The sequence below is a fragment of the Pseudomonas sp. GR 6-02 genome (genome assembly GCF_001655615.1).
Taxonomy (GTDB): Bacteria; Pseudomonadota; Gammaproteobacteria; order Pseudomonadales; family Pseudomonadaceae; genus Aquipseudomonas.
In genome coordinates, this window is the sequence record NZ_CP011567.1 from 3,609,888 (window position 1) to 3,627,040 (window position 17,153).

At 60.6% G+C, this 17,153-nt stretch carries 15 protein-coding genes; 8 read left to right on the forward strand and 7 right to left on the reverse strand.

The window, feature by feature from the left end; all coding sequences use genetic code 11:
- Window positions 1-21: 21 nt before the first annotated feature.
- The gene (locus tag PGR6_RS15770) at window positions 22-1,305 is read right to left on the reverse strand and encodes an arsenic transporter (RefSeq protein WP_018929615.1); all 1,284 of its coding nucleotides are present in this window, start codon (window positions 1,303-1,305) and stop codon (window positions 22-24) included.
- A 144-nt stretch (window positions 1,306-1,449) separates the two neighbouring features.
- Window positions 1,450-2,010 carry an NADPH-dependent FMN reductase gene (locus PGR6_RS15775; protein WP_018929616.1) on the reverse strand — a complete coding sequence of 187 codons (561 nt, stop codon included), beginning with the start codon at window positions 2,008-2,010 and terminating at the stop codon, window positions 1,450-1,452.
- 184 nt (window positions 2,011-2,194) lie between these two features.
- On the opposite strand from PGR6_RS15775, the gene PGR6_RS15780 reads away from it, so the two are divergent.
- Window positions 2,195-2,431: a hypothetical protein gene (locus tag PGR6_RS15780; protein WP_018929617.1), complete on the forward strand. Its 237-nt coding sequence runs from the start codon at window positions 2,195-2,197 to the stop codon at window positions 2,429-2,431.
- An 88-nt stretch (window positions 2,432-2,519) separates the two neighbouring features.
- Complete coding sequence (locus tag PGR6_RS15785) at window positions 2,520-3,413, forward strand: LysR substrate-binding domain-containing protein (protein WP_064618218.1); 894 nt, start codon at window positions 2,520-2,522, stop codon at window positions 3,411-3,413.
- Here the strand turns inward: PGR6_RS15785 and PGR6_RS15790 are convergent.
- The 5 genes from PGR6_RS15790 to PGR6_RS15810 all read right to left on the reverse strand — a co-directional run bounded on the left by PGR6_RS15790 (window position 3,379) and on the right by PGR6_RS15810 (window position 8,711).
- Window positions 3,379-3,993 carry a GNAT family N-acetyltransferase gene (locus PGR6_RS15790; RefSeq protein WP_007937773.1) on the reverse strand — a complete coding sequence of 205 codons (615 nt, stop codon included), beginning with the start codon at window positions 3,991-3,993 and terminating at the stop codon, window positions 3,379-3,381. The genes PGR6_RS15785 and PGR6_RS15790 overlap by 35 nt on opposite strands.
- 14 nt (window positions 3,994-4,007) lie before the next feature.
- Window positions 4,008-6,263, reverse strand: a complete 2,256-nt coding sequence (locus PGR6_RS15795; RefSeq protein ID WP_064618221.1) for an Orn/Lys/Arg decarboxylase N-terminal domain-containing protein — start codon at window positions 6,261-6,263, stop codon at window positions 4,008-4,010.
- Window positions 6,264-6,556: 293 nt separating this feature from the next.
- A complete protein-coding gene (gene dnaQ, locus PGR6_RS15800) occupies window positions 6,557-7,315 on the reverse strand; it encodes a DNA polymerase III subunit epsilon (RefSeq protein WP_007937771.1) in 759 nt (252 codons plus the stop codon).
- A gap of 91 nt (window positions 7,316-7,406) precedes the next feature.
- Window positions 7,407-7,859, reverse strand: coding sequence for a ribonuclease HI (rnhA, locus tag PGR6_RS15805; protein WP_003180633.1), 453 nt, complete (start codon window positions 7,857-7,859; stop codon window positions 7,407-7,409).
- 93 nt (window positions 7,860-7,952) lie between these two features.
- Complete coding sequence (locus PGR6_RS15810; RefSeq protein WP_018929621.1) at window positions 7,953-8,711, reverse strand: methyltransferase domain-containing protein; 759 nt, start codon at window positions 8,709-8,711, stop codon at window positions 7,953-7,955.
- Window positions 8,712-8,776: 65 nt separating this feature from the next.
- On the opposite strand from PGR6_RS15810, the gene gloB reads away from it, so the two are divergent.
- From gloB to PGR6_RS15840, 6 genes are all read left to right on the forward strand, one after another.
- On the forward strand, window positions 8,777-9,544 hold the full coding sequence (gene gloB / locus PGR6_RS15815) for a hydroxyacylglutathione hydrolase (RefSeq protein ID WP_018929622.1): 768 nt from the start codon (window positions 8,777-8,779) through the stop codon (window positions 9,542-9,544).
- A gap of 99 nt (window positions 9,545-9,643) precedes the next feature.
- Complete coding sequence (locus tag PGR6_RS15820) at window positions 9,644-11,098, forward strand: transglycosylase SLT domain-containing protein (protein WP_019579327.1); 1,455 nt, start codon at window positions 9,644-9,646, stop codon at window positions 11,096-11,098.
- 285 nt (window positions 11,099-11,383) lie between these two features.
- Window positions 11,384-13,216: an extracellular solute-binding protein gene (locus PGR6_RS15825; RefSeq protein ID WP_064618223.1), complete on the forward strand. Its 1,833-nt coding sequence runs from the start codon at window positions 11,384-11,386 to the stop codon at window positions 13,214-13,216.
- Complete coding sequence (locus tag PGR6_RS15830) at window positions 13,213-15,054, forward strand: extracellular solute-binding protein (protein ID WP_064618224.1); 1,842 nt, start codon at window positions 13,213-13,215, stop codon at window positions 15,052-15,054. Before PGR6_RS15825 ends, PGR6_RS15830 begins: the two co-directional genes overlap by 4 nt.
- 4 nt (window positions 15,055-15,058) lie before the next feature.
- Window positions 15,059-16,132: a microcin C ABC transporter permease YejB gene (locus tag PGR6_RS15835; protein WP_018929626.1), complete on the forward strand. Its 1,074-nt coding sequence runs from the start codon at window positions 15,059-15,061 to the stop codon at window positions 16,130-16,132.
- A gap of 1 nt (window position 16,133) precedes the next feature.
- Window positions 16,134-17,153: an ABC transporter permease gene (locus PGR6_RS15840; RefSeq protein ID WP_007906755.1), complete on the forward strand. Its 1,020-nt coding sequence runs from the start codon at window positions 16,134-16,136 to the stop codon at window positions 17,151-17,153.

Sequence of the window (17,153 nt, forward strand, 5' to 3'; positions counted from 1 at the left end):
CGCTTGCAGTGTCCGCCCGGTCTAGATGGATAACCGCAACGCCAAGGCCGCCAACGTCACCAACAACACCGGCACCGTCAGCACAACCCCGACCTTGAAGTAGTAGCCCCAGCCAATCCGGATATTCTTGCGCTGCAGCACATGCAGCCACAGCAAGGTCGCCAGACTGCCGATCGGGGTGATTTTCGGCCCCAGGTCGCTGCCGATGACGTTGGCGTAGATCATCGCCTCTTTCGCCACGCCGGTCGCCTGACTGGCATCGATCGAGAGCAAGCCGATCAGCACGGTCGGCAGATTGTTCATCACTGACGACAGCAACGCCGTCAGCACCCCGGTGCCCATAGCCGCGCCCCACACGCCGTAACCGGCGAAGCCATCCAGCCAACCGGCCAGATACCCGGTTAGCCCGGCGTTGCGCAGGCCATACACCACGAGGTACATCCCTAAGGAAAAAATCACGATCTGCCACGGCGCTTCTTTCATCACCTTACGCGTGGAAATCTTGTGGCCACGGGCGGCAATGGCCAGCAGCAATGCAGCGCACACCGCGGAGATCGCGCTGATCGGAATGCCCAACGGCTCAAGGGCAAAGCAGCCGAGCAGCAGAATCACCAACACCACCCAACCGGCATAAAACGTTGCAGTGTCGTGAATCGCGGTGGCCGGGTCTGCCAACTGCTCGGGATGGTAATCACGAGGGATGTCGCGACGGAAAAACACCATCAACATTGCCAGGGTCGCCGCCACGCTTACCAGATTGACCGGAATCATCACCGCGGCGTAGCGGTTGAAACTGATCTTGAAGAAGTCAGCCGAAACAATGTTCACCAGGTTCGACACCACCAGCGGCAGGCTCGCGGTGTCGGCGATGAAACCGGCCCCCATCACGAACGCCAGGGTCGCCGCCGGGGAAAAACGCAACGCCAGCAGCATGGAAATCACGATCGGCGTAAGAATCAGCGCAGCGCCGTCATTGGCGAACAACGCCGAGACCAGTGCGCCGAGCAGCACCATATAAGCAAAGAGCTTGCGCCCGCTGCCCCGCCCCCAACGGGCCACATGCAACGCGGCCCAGGCAAAGAACCCCGCCTCATCCAGCAGCAGGCTGATGATAATCAGCGCAACGAAGGTGCCGGTGGCATTCCAGATGATCTGCCATACCAGCGGAATATCGCTCAGGTGCACCACCCCGGACAGCAGTGCCAGCACCGCGCCGAATACCGCACTCCAGCCGACACCCAAGCCTTTGGGTTGCCAGATCACCAGGGTGATGGTCAGCAAAAAAATCAACGATGCGATGAGCATATAAACCCGGTTCCAGCCCGACGGAAAAACGAAGCGCGGAATATAGGGAGGTTTGAATAGGCCGTAAAGTGAAGGTGGGATGAAATGCCCGATGCAGCAGCTGCCGAGCCTGCGAGACAGCCGCTACGAGCTAAAAGGAAGCGGTCATGGCTTTTTATGCTGCTCGACCCACTGCGCATACGCATTGATGAATTTCTGCAGGAACGGCTTGAGCGACTCCGACAACTTGCCCGCCTCGTCGAACGCTGAACCCGCGCCGCCCAGATAAGCTTCCGGCTGCTGCATGCACGGTACATTGAGAAACACCATCGACTGGCGCACATTGTGGTTGGCGCCAAATCCGCCGACGGCGCCCGGTGAAGCGCTGATCACCGCACCCGGCTTGCCGTCCCAGACACTCTGGCCATAGGGACGCGAACCGACGTCAATCGCATTCTTCAACGGCGCCGGCACCGAACGGTTGTATTCCGGGGTCACGAACAGCACCGCGTCGGATGAACGCACCTGTTGTCGGAAAGTGCTGTAGGCTGCCGGCGGTGAATCGCCATCGATGTCTTCGTTGTACAGCGGCAAATCGCCGATTTCGACGATCGTCAGCTTCAGATTGGCAGGCGCCAGCTCGGCCAGCGCCAGCGCGACCTTGCGGTTGATCGATGCTTTTCTCAGGCTGCCGACCAGAACGGCGATCTCGTAGACGTTGCTCATGGAAGATACTCGACTGTTCGATGGAAAGAGCTTCTAGTTATAGATGATCAAATGACGATTCAACCAGCGGGCGACAGAAAATCGCCGCCCCTGACTATTTTTTTCCTGTAGGAAAACTTACCTCGCCCAACCACGGTCTACAGAACCGCAAATTGAGTGATTTATCTCCAGAGGTTCTAAGCAGATGGCAGCAGTACTCGTCGGTCAGTTCCATGCAAGAGACGCGGAAGGCCGTGTTTATTCCGTGCATGAGTTCCAGGAATCCACCCTGTCGCACGACGGCCTCGCCGGCTCTGCGCCTGTCACCACCTATAAACTGGCCATTGGCGATCGGGTCAACAAACTCGACGACAACGCGTTTGTGCTGGTGCAAACCGGTGTCACCCTCATTCGCGAACCTGAAACGAACGTCGCTTCATAACCCGCTGTTATGAGCAGAAGTCATATGCGCGCACTTGAGTTAGGATTCAGTCACTGACTCCCTCACCTGCTGAACATGGACTTCACGCATGCGTTTACGTCATATCGAAGTGATCCAGGCGCTCCTGCAGACCGGTCACCTGGGCACCGCGGCCGAATGGTTGCAGTTGCCCGTGACCGAGGTTGAACGCACGTTGCGCGATGCCGAGGATCAGTTGGGTTTCATGCTGTTTGCCAGCGTGCGTGGCCGTCTGCAAGCCACGCGCGAGGCGCGGGAGTTGCAGGTCGAGATCGCCCGCGTCTACGAGGCCCTTGAGCCGGTCCAGCGACTGGCCAGCAGCCTCAAGCAATATCTGGCCCCGCCCCTGCGAATCATCTGCACCCCGCCGCTGGCGCAACAACTGTTGCCGCAGAGCATCGCGGCGCTGCGCCGACGCCTCCCCGATGCACCTTGCACCCTCCTGAGCCAACCGACCCGCGAGATTGTCAGAAGCCTGCTGCTGCGCGAAAGCGATCTGGGCCTGAGCCTGCACGACCCGGACCATGCCGATATCGATTGCCAGATCATCGCCCAGGGCAAGCTCCAGCTATTGGCACCCCATGGCTGGTTGCAACCGAAACAGAAGTACATCTCGCTGCAAGACTTGGCCGGCCAGTCAATGGTCGGCCTGGAAGGTCACGACCCGCTCAGCCCGGCGCTGGACAACAAGCTGCATGCGCTGCGCCCTGCCCCGGTCATCCAGACCCGGGTGCAGACGCATCAAATGATGCGCAGCATGGTCGAGGCCGGTGAAGGCCTGGCGATTGTCGATCCGTTTACCGCCCTTGGCGCCAAATCGGCCGGGCTCGATGCCTGCCCGCTGGCGCCTGCGGTACCGGTCAGCGTCTACGCCCTGCGCCTGAAAAACGCCGAGCCCTCTCCGGCGGTTCAGACGCTGCTGGACATCATCACGGAACAAGCCGTGGCGATGCTGGCGAGCTGATCGGTTTTTCCAGCGGGTTATCGAACAATCGATACCAGAACAATGCGACTTCGGCGGTGTTCGGGTCGATCCCGCGATAACGCAGATGATCGATCCCACCAACCACGTAGCCACAGCGTTCATACAGCCGGCAGGCCCCAAGATTATTGTTCTGGGTTTCCAGCATGATGCCCGGCAGCTTTTTCTTGCGGCTCCAGAACTGCGCTACGTCCAGCAACGCCTTGGCCACGCCATGGCGACGCGCCGGTGCATGCACCGCCAATTCATCGATATGGGCGAAACCGTTCCAGTTGGTGCTGACCACCAGGTGGCCCACCGGCTCATCATCCAGATAGGCCATGAAAATCGCACTGTCGGCGGCGTCGCGAAAGCTGCTGAACTCTTCGGGATCGATGCCGTAGCACTTGCGATACGGGGTGATTGGCGTCACCGGCCACTGCGCCACCGGCTTGCCGATTTCTGCTGCGCCATAGGCGGCGACTTCAAAACTGAAATCACTGCCCCAGATATAAGCCGCAAAACCCTCATCGGCGACACGCACCGAGAGGCCCGGGTATTTGGGATTCATGACGGGCTGCATACTCGCAAAGGTCCTCATTCCTTGATGCAATCGACGGTGTAGTGCCGTCCATTGCCCTCGTCTTCATGTTGCAAGCCATGCACATCGGCGACAAACCCGGGGAAGCTGCTGTCGAACGCCCGGGCAAACTTCAGGTAATCGATGATCGAGCGGGTCGACTCGGTGAAACGCTCGCCGGGCATGATCAACGGGATCCCCGGCGGGTATGGCACCAGCATCACTGCCGCGATCCGCCCGTCCAGGGCATCGATCGAAACGGCCTCCACTTCCCCGCGTACCAATTGATCATAGGCGTCCGCTGGCTTCATCGCGACTTCCGGCAACACCGTGTACATGCGTTTGAGGTGTTTGGCCGTGGCGTTGCTGCGATAACAGGCGTGCAATTGATCGCACAGATCGCGCAACCCCATGCCTTGATAACGGGCCATGTTCTGTTGCGCCACGCACGGCAGGCAGGTGGCCAGGCTGACGTTGGCGTCGTAGCTGCGCTTGAACTCCAGTAACTCGGTCAGCAGCGTGCTCCATTTGCCCTTGGTAATGCCCATCGAGAACAGCACCAGGAATGAATACAGCCCAGTCTTTTCCACGACCAGCCCGCGTTCCCAGAGGAACTTGCTGACTACCGCCGCCGGAATCCCCCGCGCACTCAGCGCGCCGCCCGCCGTCAGCCCCGGCATCACCAGCGTGACCTTGATCGGATCGAGCAGCACATAGTCGTCAGTCACGCCGCCAAAGCCGTGCCAATCGGCGTCGGGTTGCAGCAGCCAGTCTTCGGCGGCCACCTGCTCGATGGCTTCGACCGAGGGCGGCTGCCAGATGGAAAACCACCAGTCATCGGCGGCGATATGCTGGCGCAGATTGGCCAGCGCCCGGCGAAAACTCAGCGCTTCGTCGAACATTTCCTGTAGCAACGAACGACCGGCCGGCCCTTCCATCATCGCCGAGGCCACGTCCAGCGAGGCGATGATGCTGTACTGCGGCGAGGTCGAGATGTGCATCATGAACGCTTCGTTGAAACGGTCGCGATCCAGCTGCCGTGCACCGCCGTCCTGCACGTGAATCATCGACGCCTGGCTGAACGCCGCCAGCAGTTTGTGCGTGGAATGGGTGGTAAACACCAAGGGGCTGTCTTCGCTGCGGGACGTGCCCATGCCATAACGGCCGGCGAAGAACTCGTGGAATGCCGCGTAGGCGAACCAGGCCTCGTCGAAATGCAGCACCTCGACGCTGTTGCCCAGGCTCTGTTTGATCAGTTCGGCGTTGTAACAGAGGCCGTCATAAGTCGAGTTGGTCACCACCGCCAACTTGACCTTGGGCTCGCGGCCCTGGGTCAGTGGGCTCGCGTCGATCTTGGCCTGGATTGATTCGCGGCTGAACTCACTCAACGGAATCGGGCCAATGATCCCCAGCTCATTGCGCTCCGGGCACAGGTACAGCGGAATCGCGCCGGTCATGATGATCGCGTGCAACACTGACTTGTGGCAGTTGCGATCCACCAGCACCAGATCATCGCGTGCCACCATGGAATGCCAGACGATCTTGTTGGCGGTCGAGGTGCCATTGATCACGAAAAAGGTGTGATCGGCGCCGAAGTTGCGAGCCGCTCGCGCTTCCGCCTCAGCCAGCGGGCCAGTGTGATCGAGCAGCGAACCGAGTTCCGGCACCGACACCGACAAATCCGAACGCAGGGTATTTTCCCCGAAAAACTGGTGAAACGCCTGCCCTACCGGGCTCTTGTGATACGCCACGCCGCCGCCATGCCCCGGCGTGTGCCAGGAATAATTGGAGTCTGCGGTGTGCTGCACCAACGCCTTGAAGAACGGCGGCAACAGGCCGTCCAGGTACTTGCGCGCCGCGCGGGCAACCTGACGGGCAAGGAATGGCACGGTGTCTTCGAACAAATAGAGAATGCCGCGCAGCTGATTGAGCTCGGCCATGGCGTCGGCCGGGGCGTTTTCCAGGGTGACTTGCTCGCCCAGGGCGAAAATCGGCAGCTCCGGCGCCCGAACCCGCGCCAGGCGAATCAGTTCGGCCATGTTGTGCAGAAGATGCGCGTGGGTGCTGGCGTCTTCGGCGGCAATCAACATGCAGGCAAGGCCGTGATGGGTCGAGGCGACCAGACGCCCCTCGGTGTAATCGACCGCCGAAACGATACTGAAACCTTCCTGCTCCAGCTCCCGGGCAATGCCACGCACACGATCACCGGCAACGGTGTCGGCCTTGATGTCGCGGTGGACGATCAGGACCGGGAATTTCAAATCTTTATACATGAGGCTCGGCGTCCTGAGGCGGCAGACCGTGGCCTGCCAATCACCTCAGGGTAGAGGGTTGGAGCGCATGTGGCGAGGGGGATGCCCTGAAGTGGGCCGGCCGGCGCACCATCATGTGGCCAGCAAACTCGGTGTCGAGAAAGATACCTGTGGCGAGTGAGCTTGCTCCCGTTGGGCTGCGAAGCGCCCCCCCGCTGCATTCGCTCGGAACCATATTGGCAGGATTTGCGACTGCTGCGCAGTCGAGCGGGAGCAAGCTCCCTCGCCACAAAAAACCTTCCGCTCGAAGGGACTCAGGCCTGGGCCTTGGCCTCGGCCAATTGCTGCCACAGCGACGGCGCGCCGGCGGATTTGGCGATGGCTTCCAGGCGCGCAACGTGTTGGGCCAGATCCTCTTCACTGGCGCGGATGATCCGGGTCGGCTGGCGATCGGCCGGCAGACGACGGATTTCCGTGGCGGAATTATCGGCGCCTTCGCCCGAACCGTTGCCATCGGACGCGTTACCGGCCAGCGACAGGCTGGTCTGGCCGCCGGTCATGGTCAGGTAAACGTCGGCGAGAATCTCGGAGTCGAGCAAGGCGCCGTGCAGTTCACGGCCGGAGTTGTCGACGCCATAGCGTTTGCACAAGGCGTCGAGGCTGTTGCGCTGCCCCGGGTGACGTTCCCGGGCCATTATCAGGGTGTCGAGGATCGTGCAGTGTTGTGTGATGTCCGCGCGATCGTGCTGGCCCATCAGGGCAAATTCGTTGTTGATGAAGCCAACGTCGAACGCCGCGTTATGGATGATCAGCTGTGCGCCCTTGATGAACTCGAAAAATTCATCGGCCACTTCAGTGAAACGCGGCTTGCCCACCAGAAATTCGTTAGTGATGCCGTGGACGCCGATGGCGCCTTCGTCACTCTCGCGATCCGGTTGCAGGTAAACGTGGAAATGCCGGCCGGTCAGCCGCCGACCGATCAACTCGACACAACCGATTTCGATAATCCGGTGGCCGTCGGTCACCGGCATGCCGGTGGTTTCGGTATCGAGTACAACGGATCTGGTGGCCATCAGTGCTCAGCTCTCAACGGGTCAATCGTGCAAAAGCGGCGATGTTAACACGCTCGCGGGGGTCTTTCAGATAGACCGTGTTACGCCGGAATCAAGCCTGCTTGTACCCGCGCACTTCATCCACGCCACGGTTGGCCAGTTGGTCGGCCCGTTCGTTGCCATGATGGCCGATGTGCCCGCGCACCCATTTCCAGGTGACGTTGTGGCGGTTGACCTGCTCGTCGAGCAGTTTCCACAGGTCGGCGTTTTTCACTGGTTCCTTCGCGGCGGTTTTCCAGCCGCGTTTCTTCCAGTTGGCCATCCACTCGTTGATGCCTTTCATCACGTACTGGGAGTCGGTCACCAGCAGCACGTCGCAAGAACGCTTGAGCTCTTCCAGGCCACGGATCGCCCCCATCAGCTCCATGCGGTTGTTGGTGGTGTTGGCTTCGCCGCCCCAGAGTTCTTTTTCAACGCCCTTGCACACCAGCAACGCGCCCCAGCCGCCTGGGCCAGGGTTGCCCTTGCAGGCGCCATCGGTGAAGAGTTCTACGCTATCGCTCATGCCAATCTATCCAGAAAATGCGCTGGCTCGCCGATCGGTGACCGACGATGCCCGAGGCCGGGGCATACCCGGCCGGGAATATAAAAAAGTGTATTACGGTTCGATGTGACGACGATTGACCTTGGCCATCGGCAACGGAATCAGCTTGCCCATCGGCTCGCGCCGTACCTGGCGCACCGGCCGCAGCCCCACCACGATCTTGCGCGCGACTAATAAATAGAAGCCGCCACCCGACAATTGCCAGTCACCGGCCTTGCGCTCCCAACCGGCCAGACGAGCTTGCCAGGCAGGTGACGCAAGCGGCGGACGATAGCACCCGAAGCGGCGTTTCTCCAGCGCGAAGCCCAGCAGGTTCAGCCAGTCGCTGACCCGCGACGGCGAAATGCAGCGCGCCTTGCGCAAGGCGTCATGGGCGAACACATGACGCAGGCCCCAACTGCTCCAGGGGTTGATCCCGATAATCAGCAGATGCCCGCCAGGGCGCACACTGCTCGCCGCTTCGCGCAACAAGCCGTGTGGCGACAGGCAGAAATCCAGCCCATGCTGCAACACCACCACATCGGCGGCATGCTCGCTCAAGGGCCAGGCCTGCTCTTCGCAGACGATCTCGACCCCCGGCAACGGCGCGCCGAGTCGCACATTGCGCTGCACCTGCGGCGCCGCCGGTGGCGTCTGTGCCGAGGGGCCGTAATGCACCAGATAGCCGCCGAAGAAACGCCCCAACTCGTCTTCGAGCATGCGTCGTTCTTCGTCCAGCAAAAATTGCCCGATGGGACCGGACAGCCAGTCACGGGCCGCGCTGATCAATGCCAGCCAGTCAGGATCAGCCTGAGCGAACGCTTTATCGGTCATTGCATTCTCCAACGCGCCAGGAAGCTCTAAGATGCGCCAATGTTTTCCGCTTGGCGAATCCGACGATGATACAGATCAGTGCCCTGCCCGCCTTCACCGACAACTACATCTGGTTGTTACAAGACCACAGCACCCAGCGCTGCGCCGTAGTCGATCCGGGCGATGCCGCGCCCGTAGAGGCGTGGCTCGCGGCGCACCCGGGTTGGGTGCTAAGCGATATTCTGATCACTCATCACCATCATGACCATGTCGGCGGCGTCGAGCGGCTGAAAAAAGCGACAGACGCAACCGTCCATGGCCCGGCCAGCGAGACCATCCCGGCACGGGACGTGGCCCTCAAGGACAGCGACCGGATCAACGTGCTGGGCTGGGATTTCGATGTCATCACAGTACCGGGCCATACCCTCGGGCATATCGCCTATTACCACCGTGGTCATCTGTTTTGCGGCGACACCCTGTTCGCTGCCGGTTGCGGACGCTTGTTCGAAGGCACGCCCGAGCAAATGCATCACTCGCTGAGCCGCCTCGCGGCGCTTCCCGAAGACACGCTGGTCTACTGCACCCACGAGTACACCCTGAGCAATCTGAAGTTTGCCGTGGCGGTCGAACCGGGCAATCCCGACACCCTCGAACGACTGGCCAAAGTCACCCGTCAACGGGAAGCCGGAATCATGACGCTGCCTTCGACCCTGGCGCTGGAAAAGCTCACCAATCCGTTTTTGCGTACCGGCGAAACATCCGTTAAAGAAAAAGTGGACGAACGGAATGGAACCGAAAACCGGGCTCCGAGTGCGGTCTTTGCTGCATTGCGGGCTTGGAAAGATACGTTCTAAGCTGCCTGCGCAATGGTACAAAAATTCTGAATGGTTGACCGCAGGGGGTGTGCTTTCTAGAATCGCCCGACATTTTCGCCCGGAACTTACTTCCAGCCAATGTCGTCACCTATTCGTAAAGCCACCAATTCAGACGCATTGACCCGCTTGGCTCAAGCCATCGCGGTGGCTGTGTCCGCCACTTTGGCGGGCTGTTCAAGCCATGTGCCGCAGACCGAAGCGACACACACACCGAATATCGCAGCGCGAGCCAAGCAAAAACCAATCTGGCTCAGCGAAAAACCAACACCGCAAGTTCCCCAGGACGTCTGGGAGCGCATGCGCCAGGGCTTCCAGTTGCAGGACAACCTGGGCGTCAACCCGCGCATCGAGCAGCAGCGCCTGTGGTTCGCCAGCAACCCGTCCTTCCTCGAAAACGCCGGCGAACGCGGCAGCCTCTATATTCACTACATCGTCGAACGCCTTGAAGAGCGCAACATGCCGCTGGAACTGGCGCTGTTGCCAGTGATTGAAAGCGCCTACAACCCGATGGCCTATTCCCGGGCCGACGCGGTGGGCCTTTGGCAATTCATTCCTTCCACCGGGCGTTACTTCAACCTGCGTCAAACCCGTTTCTATGATGGCCGTCGCGATATCACCGCCTCGACCACCGCGGCCATGGATTACCTGACCCGCCTGCACGACATGTTCAACGGTGACTGGCTATTGGCCCTGGCGGCCTACAACGCCGGCGAAGGCACGGTCAGCCGGGCCATCGAGCGCAACGAGAAACTCGGTCTTCCAACCGACTATTGGAACCTGCCGCTGCCAGCGGAAACCCAGGCCTATGTGCCGAAGCTGCTGGCTCTGTCGCAAGTGGTGTTGGCGCCCGATGCCTATGGCGTGAACCTCAAGTCGATCGCCAACGAACCGTACTTCCAGGTCGTCGAAATCAACCAGCGCATGGACCTGTCCAAGGTTGCCGCGGTGGCCAACATCGACGAAGACGAGCTGTTCCAGCTCAACCCGGCCTTCAAGCAACGCACTACCATCGACGGTCCCCAGCATCTGCTGGTGCCGACGTCCAAGGCGCAACTGCTGACTGCCAGCCTGTCGACCATGCGTCCTGAAGAGCTGATCAGCCAGCGGCCGCTCAAGCCGGTGTTCGAAGGTGCCGACGACAGCGAAATCGCCAGCATCAAGCGCGCCTACCGGGTCAAGCGCGGAGAAAATCTGGCCTCCATTGCCAGGGCCAACAAGGTTGACGTCAAGGACCTGCAACGCTGGAACAAGCTGAACGGCAAGAACCTCAAGGTCGGCCAGACCCTTGTGATGCAGGACACCACCAAGCGCAGCGGCGGTCGCATCAACACTGTCGTGGCGGCGAACAGCAAAACCAGCGGCAAGTCAGACAAACAGAAGCCGCAGACCCAGTACAAGGTCCAGCAAGGTGACTCGTTGTACATGGTTGCCAAACGTTTCAATGTCGAAATGCAACACCTCAAGCGCTGGAACCCTCGGGTAGGCCAGGCGCTGAAACCGGGTCAGATGCTGACGGTTTCTTCCCCGCATTAATCAGCACGCCCTGCCTAGGGGCTTTTGTGGCGAGGGAGCTTGCTCCCGCTCGGCTGCGAAGCAGTCGTAAACCCAAGTACGCGGCGTGTCAGAAGTTACCGGATTTCAGGTTTTGGGGCTGCTTCGCAACCCAGCGGGAGCAAGCTCCCTCGCCACAGGTTCTGCGATCCGCAGGGCTATCGAGGCAGCGGTTAACAATGCATTAAGCCCCCGTCTTTTTCCTGTCGATACAAGCTGTTACTGTACGGCCCACAAAGCCCAAGCCGCCTGGATCGGATCTCTGACTTGAAGCGTCCCCTCCTCCTGCTCCTGATCAGCCTGGCCTTGAGCTCCCCCGCAAGCGCGACGATCAGCGAAAGCCACGGTTATGCGCAGTTCGGCACGCTCAAGTACCCGGCCAGATTTACCCACTTCGACTGGGTCAACCCGCAAGCGCCCAAGGGCGGTACGTTGCGGGTGATGGCGTTTGGCACCTTCGATACGCTCAACCCTTACACCTTCAAAGGTTCGAGCCCGGTTTCCACGCCCAACTTCCTGCAATACGGCATCAACGAACTCAACGAACCGCTGATGGTCGGCACCGGCCAGTACGCGCCGTCGGGCGATGAGCCGACGTCCAGTTATGGCCTGATCGCCCAATCGGTGGAATACAGCGAAGACCGCAGCTGGGTGGTGTTCAACCTGCGCCCCGAAGCGCGCTTCCACGATGGCACGCCGATCACCGCTTACGATGTCGCGTTTTCTTACCGTCTGCTGCTCAAGGAAGGTCATCCGCAATACCGCACCAACCTGCAGGAAGTGTCGCGGGTCGACATCCTCAACCCGCAGCGCATTCGCTTCGTCTTCAAGCGCTCCGGTAATCCGTTGCTGATCCTGCGCTTGGGCGAGTTGCCGGTGTTGCCCCAGCATTACTGGAAAGATCGCGACTTCAAGGCCACCACCTTCGAGCCGCCATTGGGCAGTGGGCCGTATCGCATCACTTCGGTAACCCCCGGGCGGCAGATCGTCTTCGAACGGGTCAAGGATTACTGGGGCAAGGACCTGCCGGTCAATCGCGGCAAATACAACGTCGATCGCATGGAAGTCGAGTTCTACCGTGACAGCGACGTGGCCTTCGAAGCGTTCAAGGCCGGCGAGTTCGACATCTACATCGAGCATCAGGCGAAAAACTGGGACAACGGCTACGACTTCCCGGCCGTGCGCCGTGGCGAGGTGATCAAGGCGCAGATCCCGCACCAGATCCCGACCCAGAGCCAGGGCCTGTTCATGAACACTCGGCGGTCGACCTTCGCCCAGATCAAGGTCCGTGAAGCGCTGGGACTGATGTTCGATTTCGAGTGGACCAACCGCACGCTGTTCAGCGGCGCCTACACACGCGCCATGAGTTACTACCCCAACAGCGAGTTCTCTGCCACGGGACTGCCGGTCGGCCACGAGTGGCTGTTGCTCAAGCCCTATCGCGATCAGTTGCCCGCCAAGCTGCTCACCGAGCCGTTCAGCCTGCCGCAGACCGAAGGCCGCGGCATTCCGCGCGAAACCATGCGCAAGGCCTTGGGCCTGCTCGCCGAAGCCGGCTGGAAGCTCAATGGCCAGCGGCTGCAGAACAGCATCGGCCAACCGCTACGCTTCGAGATCCTGCTGGTCAACCCGAACCTGGAGCGGATCCTTCAGCCCTACGTCGAGAACCTCGCCAGCATCGGTATCGACGCACGGCTGCGCACGGTCGATCGCGCCCAGTACAAACAGCGCCTAGATCAATTCGATTTCGACATGATCCTGATGACCCTCAACCAGACCCTCAGCCCGGGCCTGGAACAATGGCAGTACTTCCACTCCAGCCAGGTCGGGATCAAGGGCAGCAAGAACTACGCAGGCATCGCCGACCCGGTGGTCGACCATTTGCTCGAACAACTGCTCGGCGCCCAGACACGGGATGAACAAGTCGCCGCCGGCAAGGCGCTCGACCGGGTGCTGCTATGGCAGCACTACATCATTCCCAACTGGTACCTCAATTATCACCGCTTGGCCTACCGCAACCGGTTCGCCTTCGTCACCACGCCGCCCTACACCCTGGGCCTGAGCGCTTGGTGGCTGAAATCTTCGGAGAAAGATCAATGACTCCCTTACGCGCCCTGCTCTTGCAGGCCAGCGGTCTGTTGTTCGCCGGGCTGGCCTGCGCCGCCCCGCAACACGCCTTGACCCTGTACAACGAGCCGCCGAAATACCCGGCCGACTTCAAGCACTTCGATTACGTGAACCCCGACGCGCCGAAGGGCGGGATCTTCCGTCAGGCCGGGTTCGGTGGCTTCGACAGCCTCAATCCGTTCATCAGCAAAGGCGTGCCGGCCGACGACATCAGCATGATCTACGACACCCTGGCCAAACAGGGTCTGGATGAACCCTTCACTGAATACGGCCTGATCGCCGGCAAAATCGAGAAAGCCCCGGACAACAGCTGGGTGCGCTTCTACCTGCGTCCCGAAGCTCGTTTTCACGACGGCCACCCGGTGCGCGCCGAAGACGTGGTGTTCAGCTTCCAGACCCTGATCAAGGACGGCGCCCCGCTCTACCGCGGCTATTACAGCGACGTGGAAGAAGCGATCGCCGAAGACCCGCTCACCGTGCTGTTCAAGTTCAAGCACACCAACAACCGCGAACTGCCGCTGATCCTCGGCCAATTGCCGGTATTGCCCAAGCATTGGTGGGCCACCCGCGACTTCAACAAGGGCAACCTGGAACTGCCGCTGGGCAGCGGCCCGTACAAAGTCAGCGAAGTGAAGGCCGGGCGTTCGGTGCGCTATGAACGAGCCAAGGATTACTGGGGCAAGGACCTGCCGGTCAATCGCGGGTTCTACAACTTCGATGTGATGACCACTGACTATTACCGCGACAACACCGTCGCACTGGAAGCACTCAAGGCCGGTCAGTTCGACTACTGGCTGGAAATATCCGCGAAAAACTGGGCCAAGGCCTACAACATTCCGGCGGTGACCGAAGGGCGGCTGATCAAGGAAGAAATCCCCAACGGCAACCCCACCGGCATGCAAGGCTTCGTGTTCAACCTGCGTCGTCCGGTGTTCCAGGATGTGCGCGTGCGCCAGGCGCTGACCCTGTTGCTGGACTTCGAGTGGACTAACAAGCAACTGTTCAACGGCGCCTACGTGCGTACCCGCAGTTACTTCGAAAACTCGGAAATGGCCGCCACTGGCCTGCCGGACGCCGATCAACTGGCGATTCTCGACCCGTTCCGCGGCAAGATTCCCGAGCAAGTGTTCAGCGAGGCGTTCCAGAACCCGCTGACCGACGCCAGCGGCATGATCCGCACCCAGCAGCGCAAAGCCTATCAACTGCTGCAAGAGGCCGGCTGGCGGATCGTCGACGACAAGATGGTCGACGCCACCGGCAAACCGGTGACCATCGAGTTCCTGCTGGCCCAGACCGAGTTCGAGCGGGTGCTGCTGCCGTTCAAGCGCAACCTCAGCGACCTGGGCATCGATCTGGTGATCCGTCGGGTCGACGTCTCGCAGTACATCAACCGCGTACGCTCCCGGGACTTCGATATGATCGTCGGCAGTTTCCCGCAATCCAACTCACCGGGTAACGAACAGCGCGAGTTCTGGATGACTGCCGCCGCCGACAAACCCGGCAGCCGCAACTCCATGGGCCTTAAAGACCCAGTGGTGGACCAACTGGTCGAGCAACTGATCAACGCCGATTCGCGCAAAAGCCTGGTGGCCCACGCCCGGGCGCTGGACCGGGTGCTGCAATGGGGCTATTACGTGATCCCCAACTGGCACATCAAGACCTGGCGCGTGGCGTACTGGAACCACATCGGCCACCCGAAGGTTTCACCCAAATATGACATCGGCATCAATACCTGGTGGGTCAAACCCGACGCGACACCTGCGATAGAAGTCGAAACAAAACTGCAAGCCGACCCTGCGGGCACGGAGTAATCAGATGCTGGCGTATATTTTTCGGCGACTGCTGCTGATCATCCCGACCCTGTTTGGCATTTTGCTGATCAACTTCGTGATCATCCAGGCCGCCCCCGGTGGGCCGGTGGAACAGATGATCGCCAAACTCGAAGGCTTCGAAGGCGCCACCAGCCGCATTGCCGGCGGCGGAGCCGAAGTGTCGGTGGCAGGTTCCGCCTATCGCGGCGCCCAGGGCCTGGACCCGGCGCTGGTCAAGGAAATCGAGCACATGTACGGCTTCGACAAATCGGCGCCGGAACGCTTGTGGATCATGATCAAGAACTACGCCACCCTGGATTTCGGCGACAGCTTCTTCCGCGACGCCAAGGTCATCGACCTGATCAAGGAAAAGATGCCGGTGTCGATCTCCCTCGGGCTGTGGAGCACGCTGATCATGTACCTGGTGTCGATCCCGCTGGGGATCGCCAAGGCGACGCGACACGGCAGCCACTTCGATGTGTGGACCAGTTCGGCGATCATCGTCGGTTACGCGATCCCGGCGTTCCTGTTCGCCATCCTGCTGATTGTGGTGTTCGCCGGCGGCAGCTATTTCGACTGGTTCCCGCTACGGGGCCTGACCTCGAACAACTTTGATGAGCTCAGCACCGGCGGCAAGATCCTCGATTATTTCTGGCACCTGGCTCTGCCGGTCACTGCACTGGTGATCGGCCACTTCGCGACCATGACGCTGCTGACCAAAAACAGCTTCCTCGACGAAATCAACAAGCAATACGTGGTCACCGCCAAAGCCAAGGGCCTGACCCGTCACCGCGTGCTCTACGGCCATGTGTTTCGCAACGCGATGCTGTTGGTGATCGCTGGTTTCCCTTCAGCGCTCATCGGGATCTTCTTCACCGGCTCATTGCTGGTGGAAGTGATCTTCTCCCTCGACGGCCTCGGCCTGATGAGTTTCGAAGCAGCGATCAACCGCGACTACCCGATCGTCTTCGGCACGCTGTTCATCTTCACGCTGCTGGGGCTGGTGCTCAAGCTGATCGGCGACCTCACGTACACCCTTGTCGATCCGCGCATCGATTTCGAAAGCAGGGAGCATTGAGATGAACCTGTCCCCTCTCAATCGCCGACGTTTCGAGCTGTTCAAGGCCAACAAGCGAGGTTGGTGGTCGTTGTGGCTGTTTCTGATTCTGTTCGGCGCAAGCCTCGGCGCCGAGCTGATCGCCAACGACAAACCGCTGGTGGTGCATTACGACAACGCCTGGTACTTCCCGGCGCTCAAGCGCTATCCGGAAACCGCGTTCGGCGGCGAATTCCCGCTGGAAGCCAACTATAAGAGCCCGTACATCCGCGAACTGCTCAAGGCCAAGGACGCCTGGGTGGTGTGGGCGCCGATCCCCTACAGCTACCAGAGCATCAACTACGACCTGAAAGTCCCGGCCCCCGCGCCGCCGTCCGCCGACAACCTGCTGGGCACCGATGACCAGGGCCGCGACGTGTTGGCCCGGGTGATTTACGGTTTCCGGATTTCGGTGCTGTTCGCTTTGACGCTGACCATCCTCAGCTCGATCATCGGCGTGATCGCCGGCGCCTTGCAGGGCTTTTATGGCGGCTGGGTCGACCTGGCCGGGCAGCGTTTCCTGGAGATCTGGTCCGGGCTGCCGGTGCTGTACCTGCTGATCATCCTCGCCAGTTTCGTGCAGCCGAACTTCTGGTGGCTGCTGGGGATCATGTTGCTGTTTTCGTGGATGAGCCTGGTGGATGTGGTGCGCGCGGAGTTCCTGCGCGGGCGGAATCTGGAATACGTGCGCGCGGCCCGGGCGCTGGGCATGCAGAATGGTGCGATCATGTTCCGCCACATTTTGCCCAACGCCATGGTCTCGACCATGACCTTCATGCCGTTCATCCTGACCGGCGCCATCGGCACGCTGACCGCCCTCGACTTCCTCGGCTTCGGTTTGCCGCCGGGCGCCCCGTCGCTGGGTGAGTTGGTGGCCCAGGGCAAATCCAACCTGCAAGCGCCGTGGCTCGGTATGAGTGCGTTTGCGGTGCTGGCGTTGATGTTGAGTTTGCTGGTATTCATCGGCGAGTCCGCTCGCGATGCCTTCGACCCGAGGAAGTGA

What these genes read in the sequence shown, in the direction of transcription:
- PGR6_RS15770 (WP_018929615.1), bottom strand. Translation starts at nt 1,305, where the DNA reads ATGCTCATCGCATCGTTGATTTTTTTGCTGACCATCACCCTGGTGATC.
- PGR6_RS15790 (WP_007937773.1), bottom strand. Translation starts at nt 3,993, where the DNA reads ATGCAGCCCGTCATGAATCCCAAATACCCGGGCCTCTCGGTGCGTGTC.
- PGR6_RS15775 (WP_018929616.1), bottom strand. Translation starts at nt 2,010, where the DNA reads ATGAGCAACGTCTACGAGATCGCCGTTCTGGTCGGCAGCCTGAGAAAA.
- PGR6_RS15795 (WP_064618221.1), bottom strand. Translation starts at nt 6,263, where the DNA reads ATGTATAAAGATTTGAAATTCCCGGTCCTGATCGTCCACCGCGACATC.
- PGR6_RS15840 (WP_007906755.1), top strand. Translation starts at nt 16,134, where the DNA reads ATGAACCTGTCCCCTCTCAATCGCCGACGTTTCGAGCTGTTCAAGGCC.
- PGR6_RS15830 (WP_064618224.1), top strand. Translation starts at nt 13,213, where the DNA reads ATGACTCCCTTACGCGCCCTGCTCTTGCAGGCCAGCGGTCTGTTGTTC.
- PGR6_RS15810 (WP_018929621.1), bottom strand. Translation starts at nt 8,711, where the DNA reads ATGACCGATAAAGCGTTCGCTCAGGCTGATCCTGACTGGCTGGCATTG.
- PGR6_RS15780 (WP_018929617.1), top strand. Translation starts at nt 2,195, where the DNA reads ATGGCAGCAGTACTCGTCGGTCAGTTCCATGCAAGAGACGCGGAAGGC.
- dnaQ (WP_007937771.1), bottom strand. Translation starts at nt 7,315, where the DNA reads ATGGCCACCAGATCCGTTGTACTCGATACCGAAACCACCGGCATGCCG.
- PGR6_RS15785 (WP_064618218.1), top strand. Translation starts at nt 2,520, where the DNA reads ATGCGTTTACGTCATATCGAAGTGATCCAGGCGCTCCTGCAGACCGGT.
- PGR6_RS15835 (WP_018929626.1), top strand. Translation starts at nt 15,059, where the DNA reads ATGCTGGCGTATATTTTTCGGCGACTGCTGCTGATCATCCCGACCCTG.
- gloB (WP_018929622.1), top strand. Translation starts at nt 8,777, where the DNA reads ATGATACAGATCAGTGCCCTGCCCGCCTTCACCGACAACTACATCTGG.
- rnhA (WP_003180633.1), bottom strand. Translation starts at nt 7,859, where the DNA reads ATGAGCGATAGCGTAGAACTCTTCACCGATGGCGCCTGCAAGGGCAAC.
- PGR6_RS15820 (WP_019579327.1), top strand. Translation starts at nt 9,644, where the DNA reads ATGTCGTCACCTATTCGTAAAGCCACCAATTCAGACGCATTGACCCGC.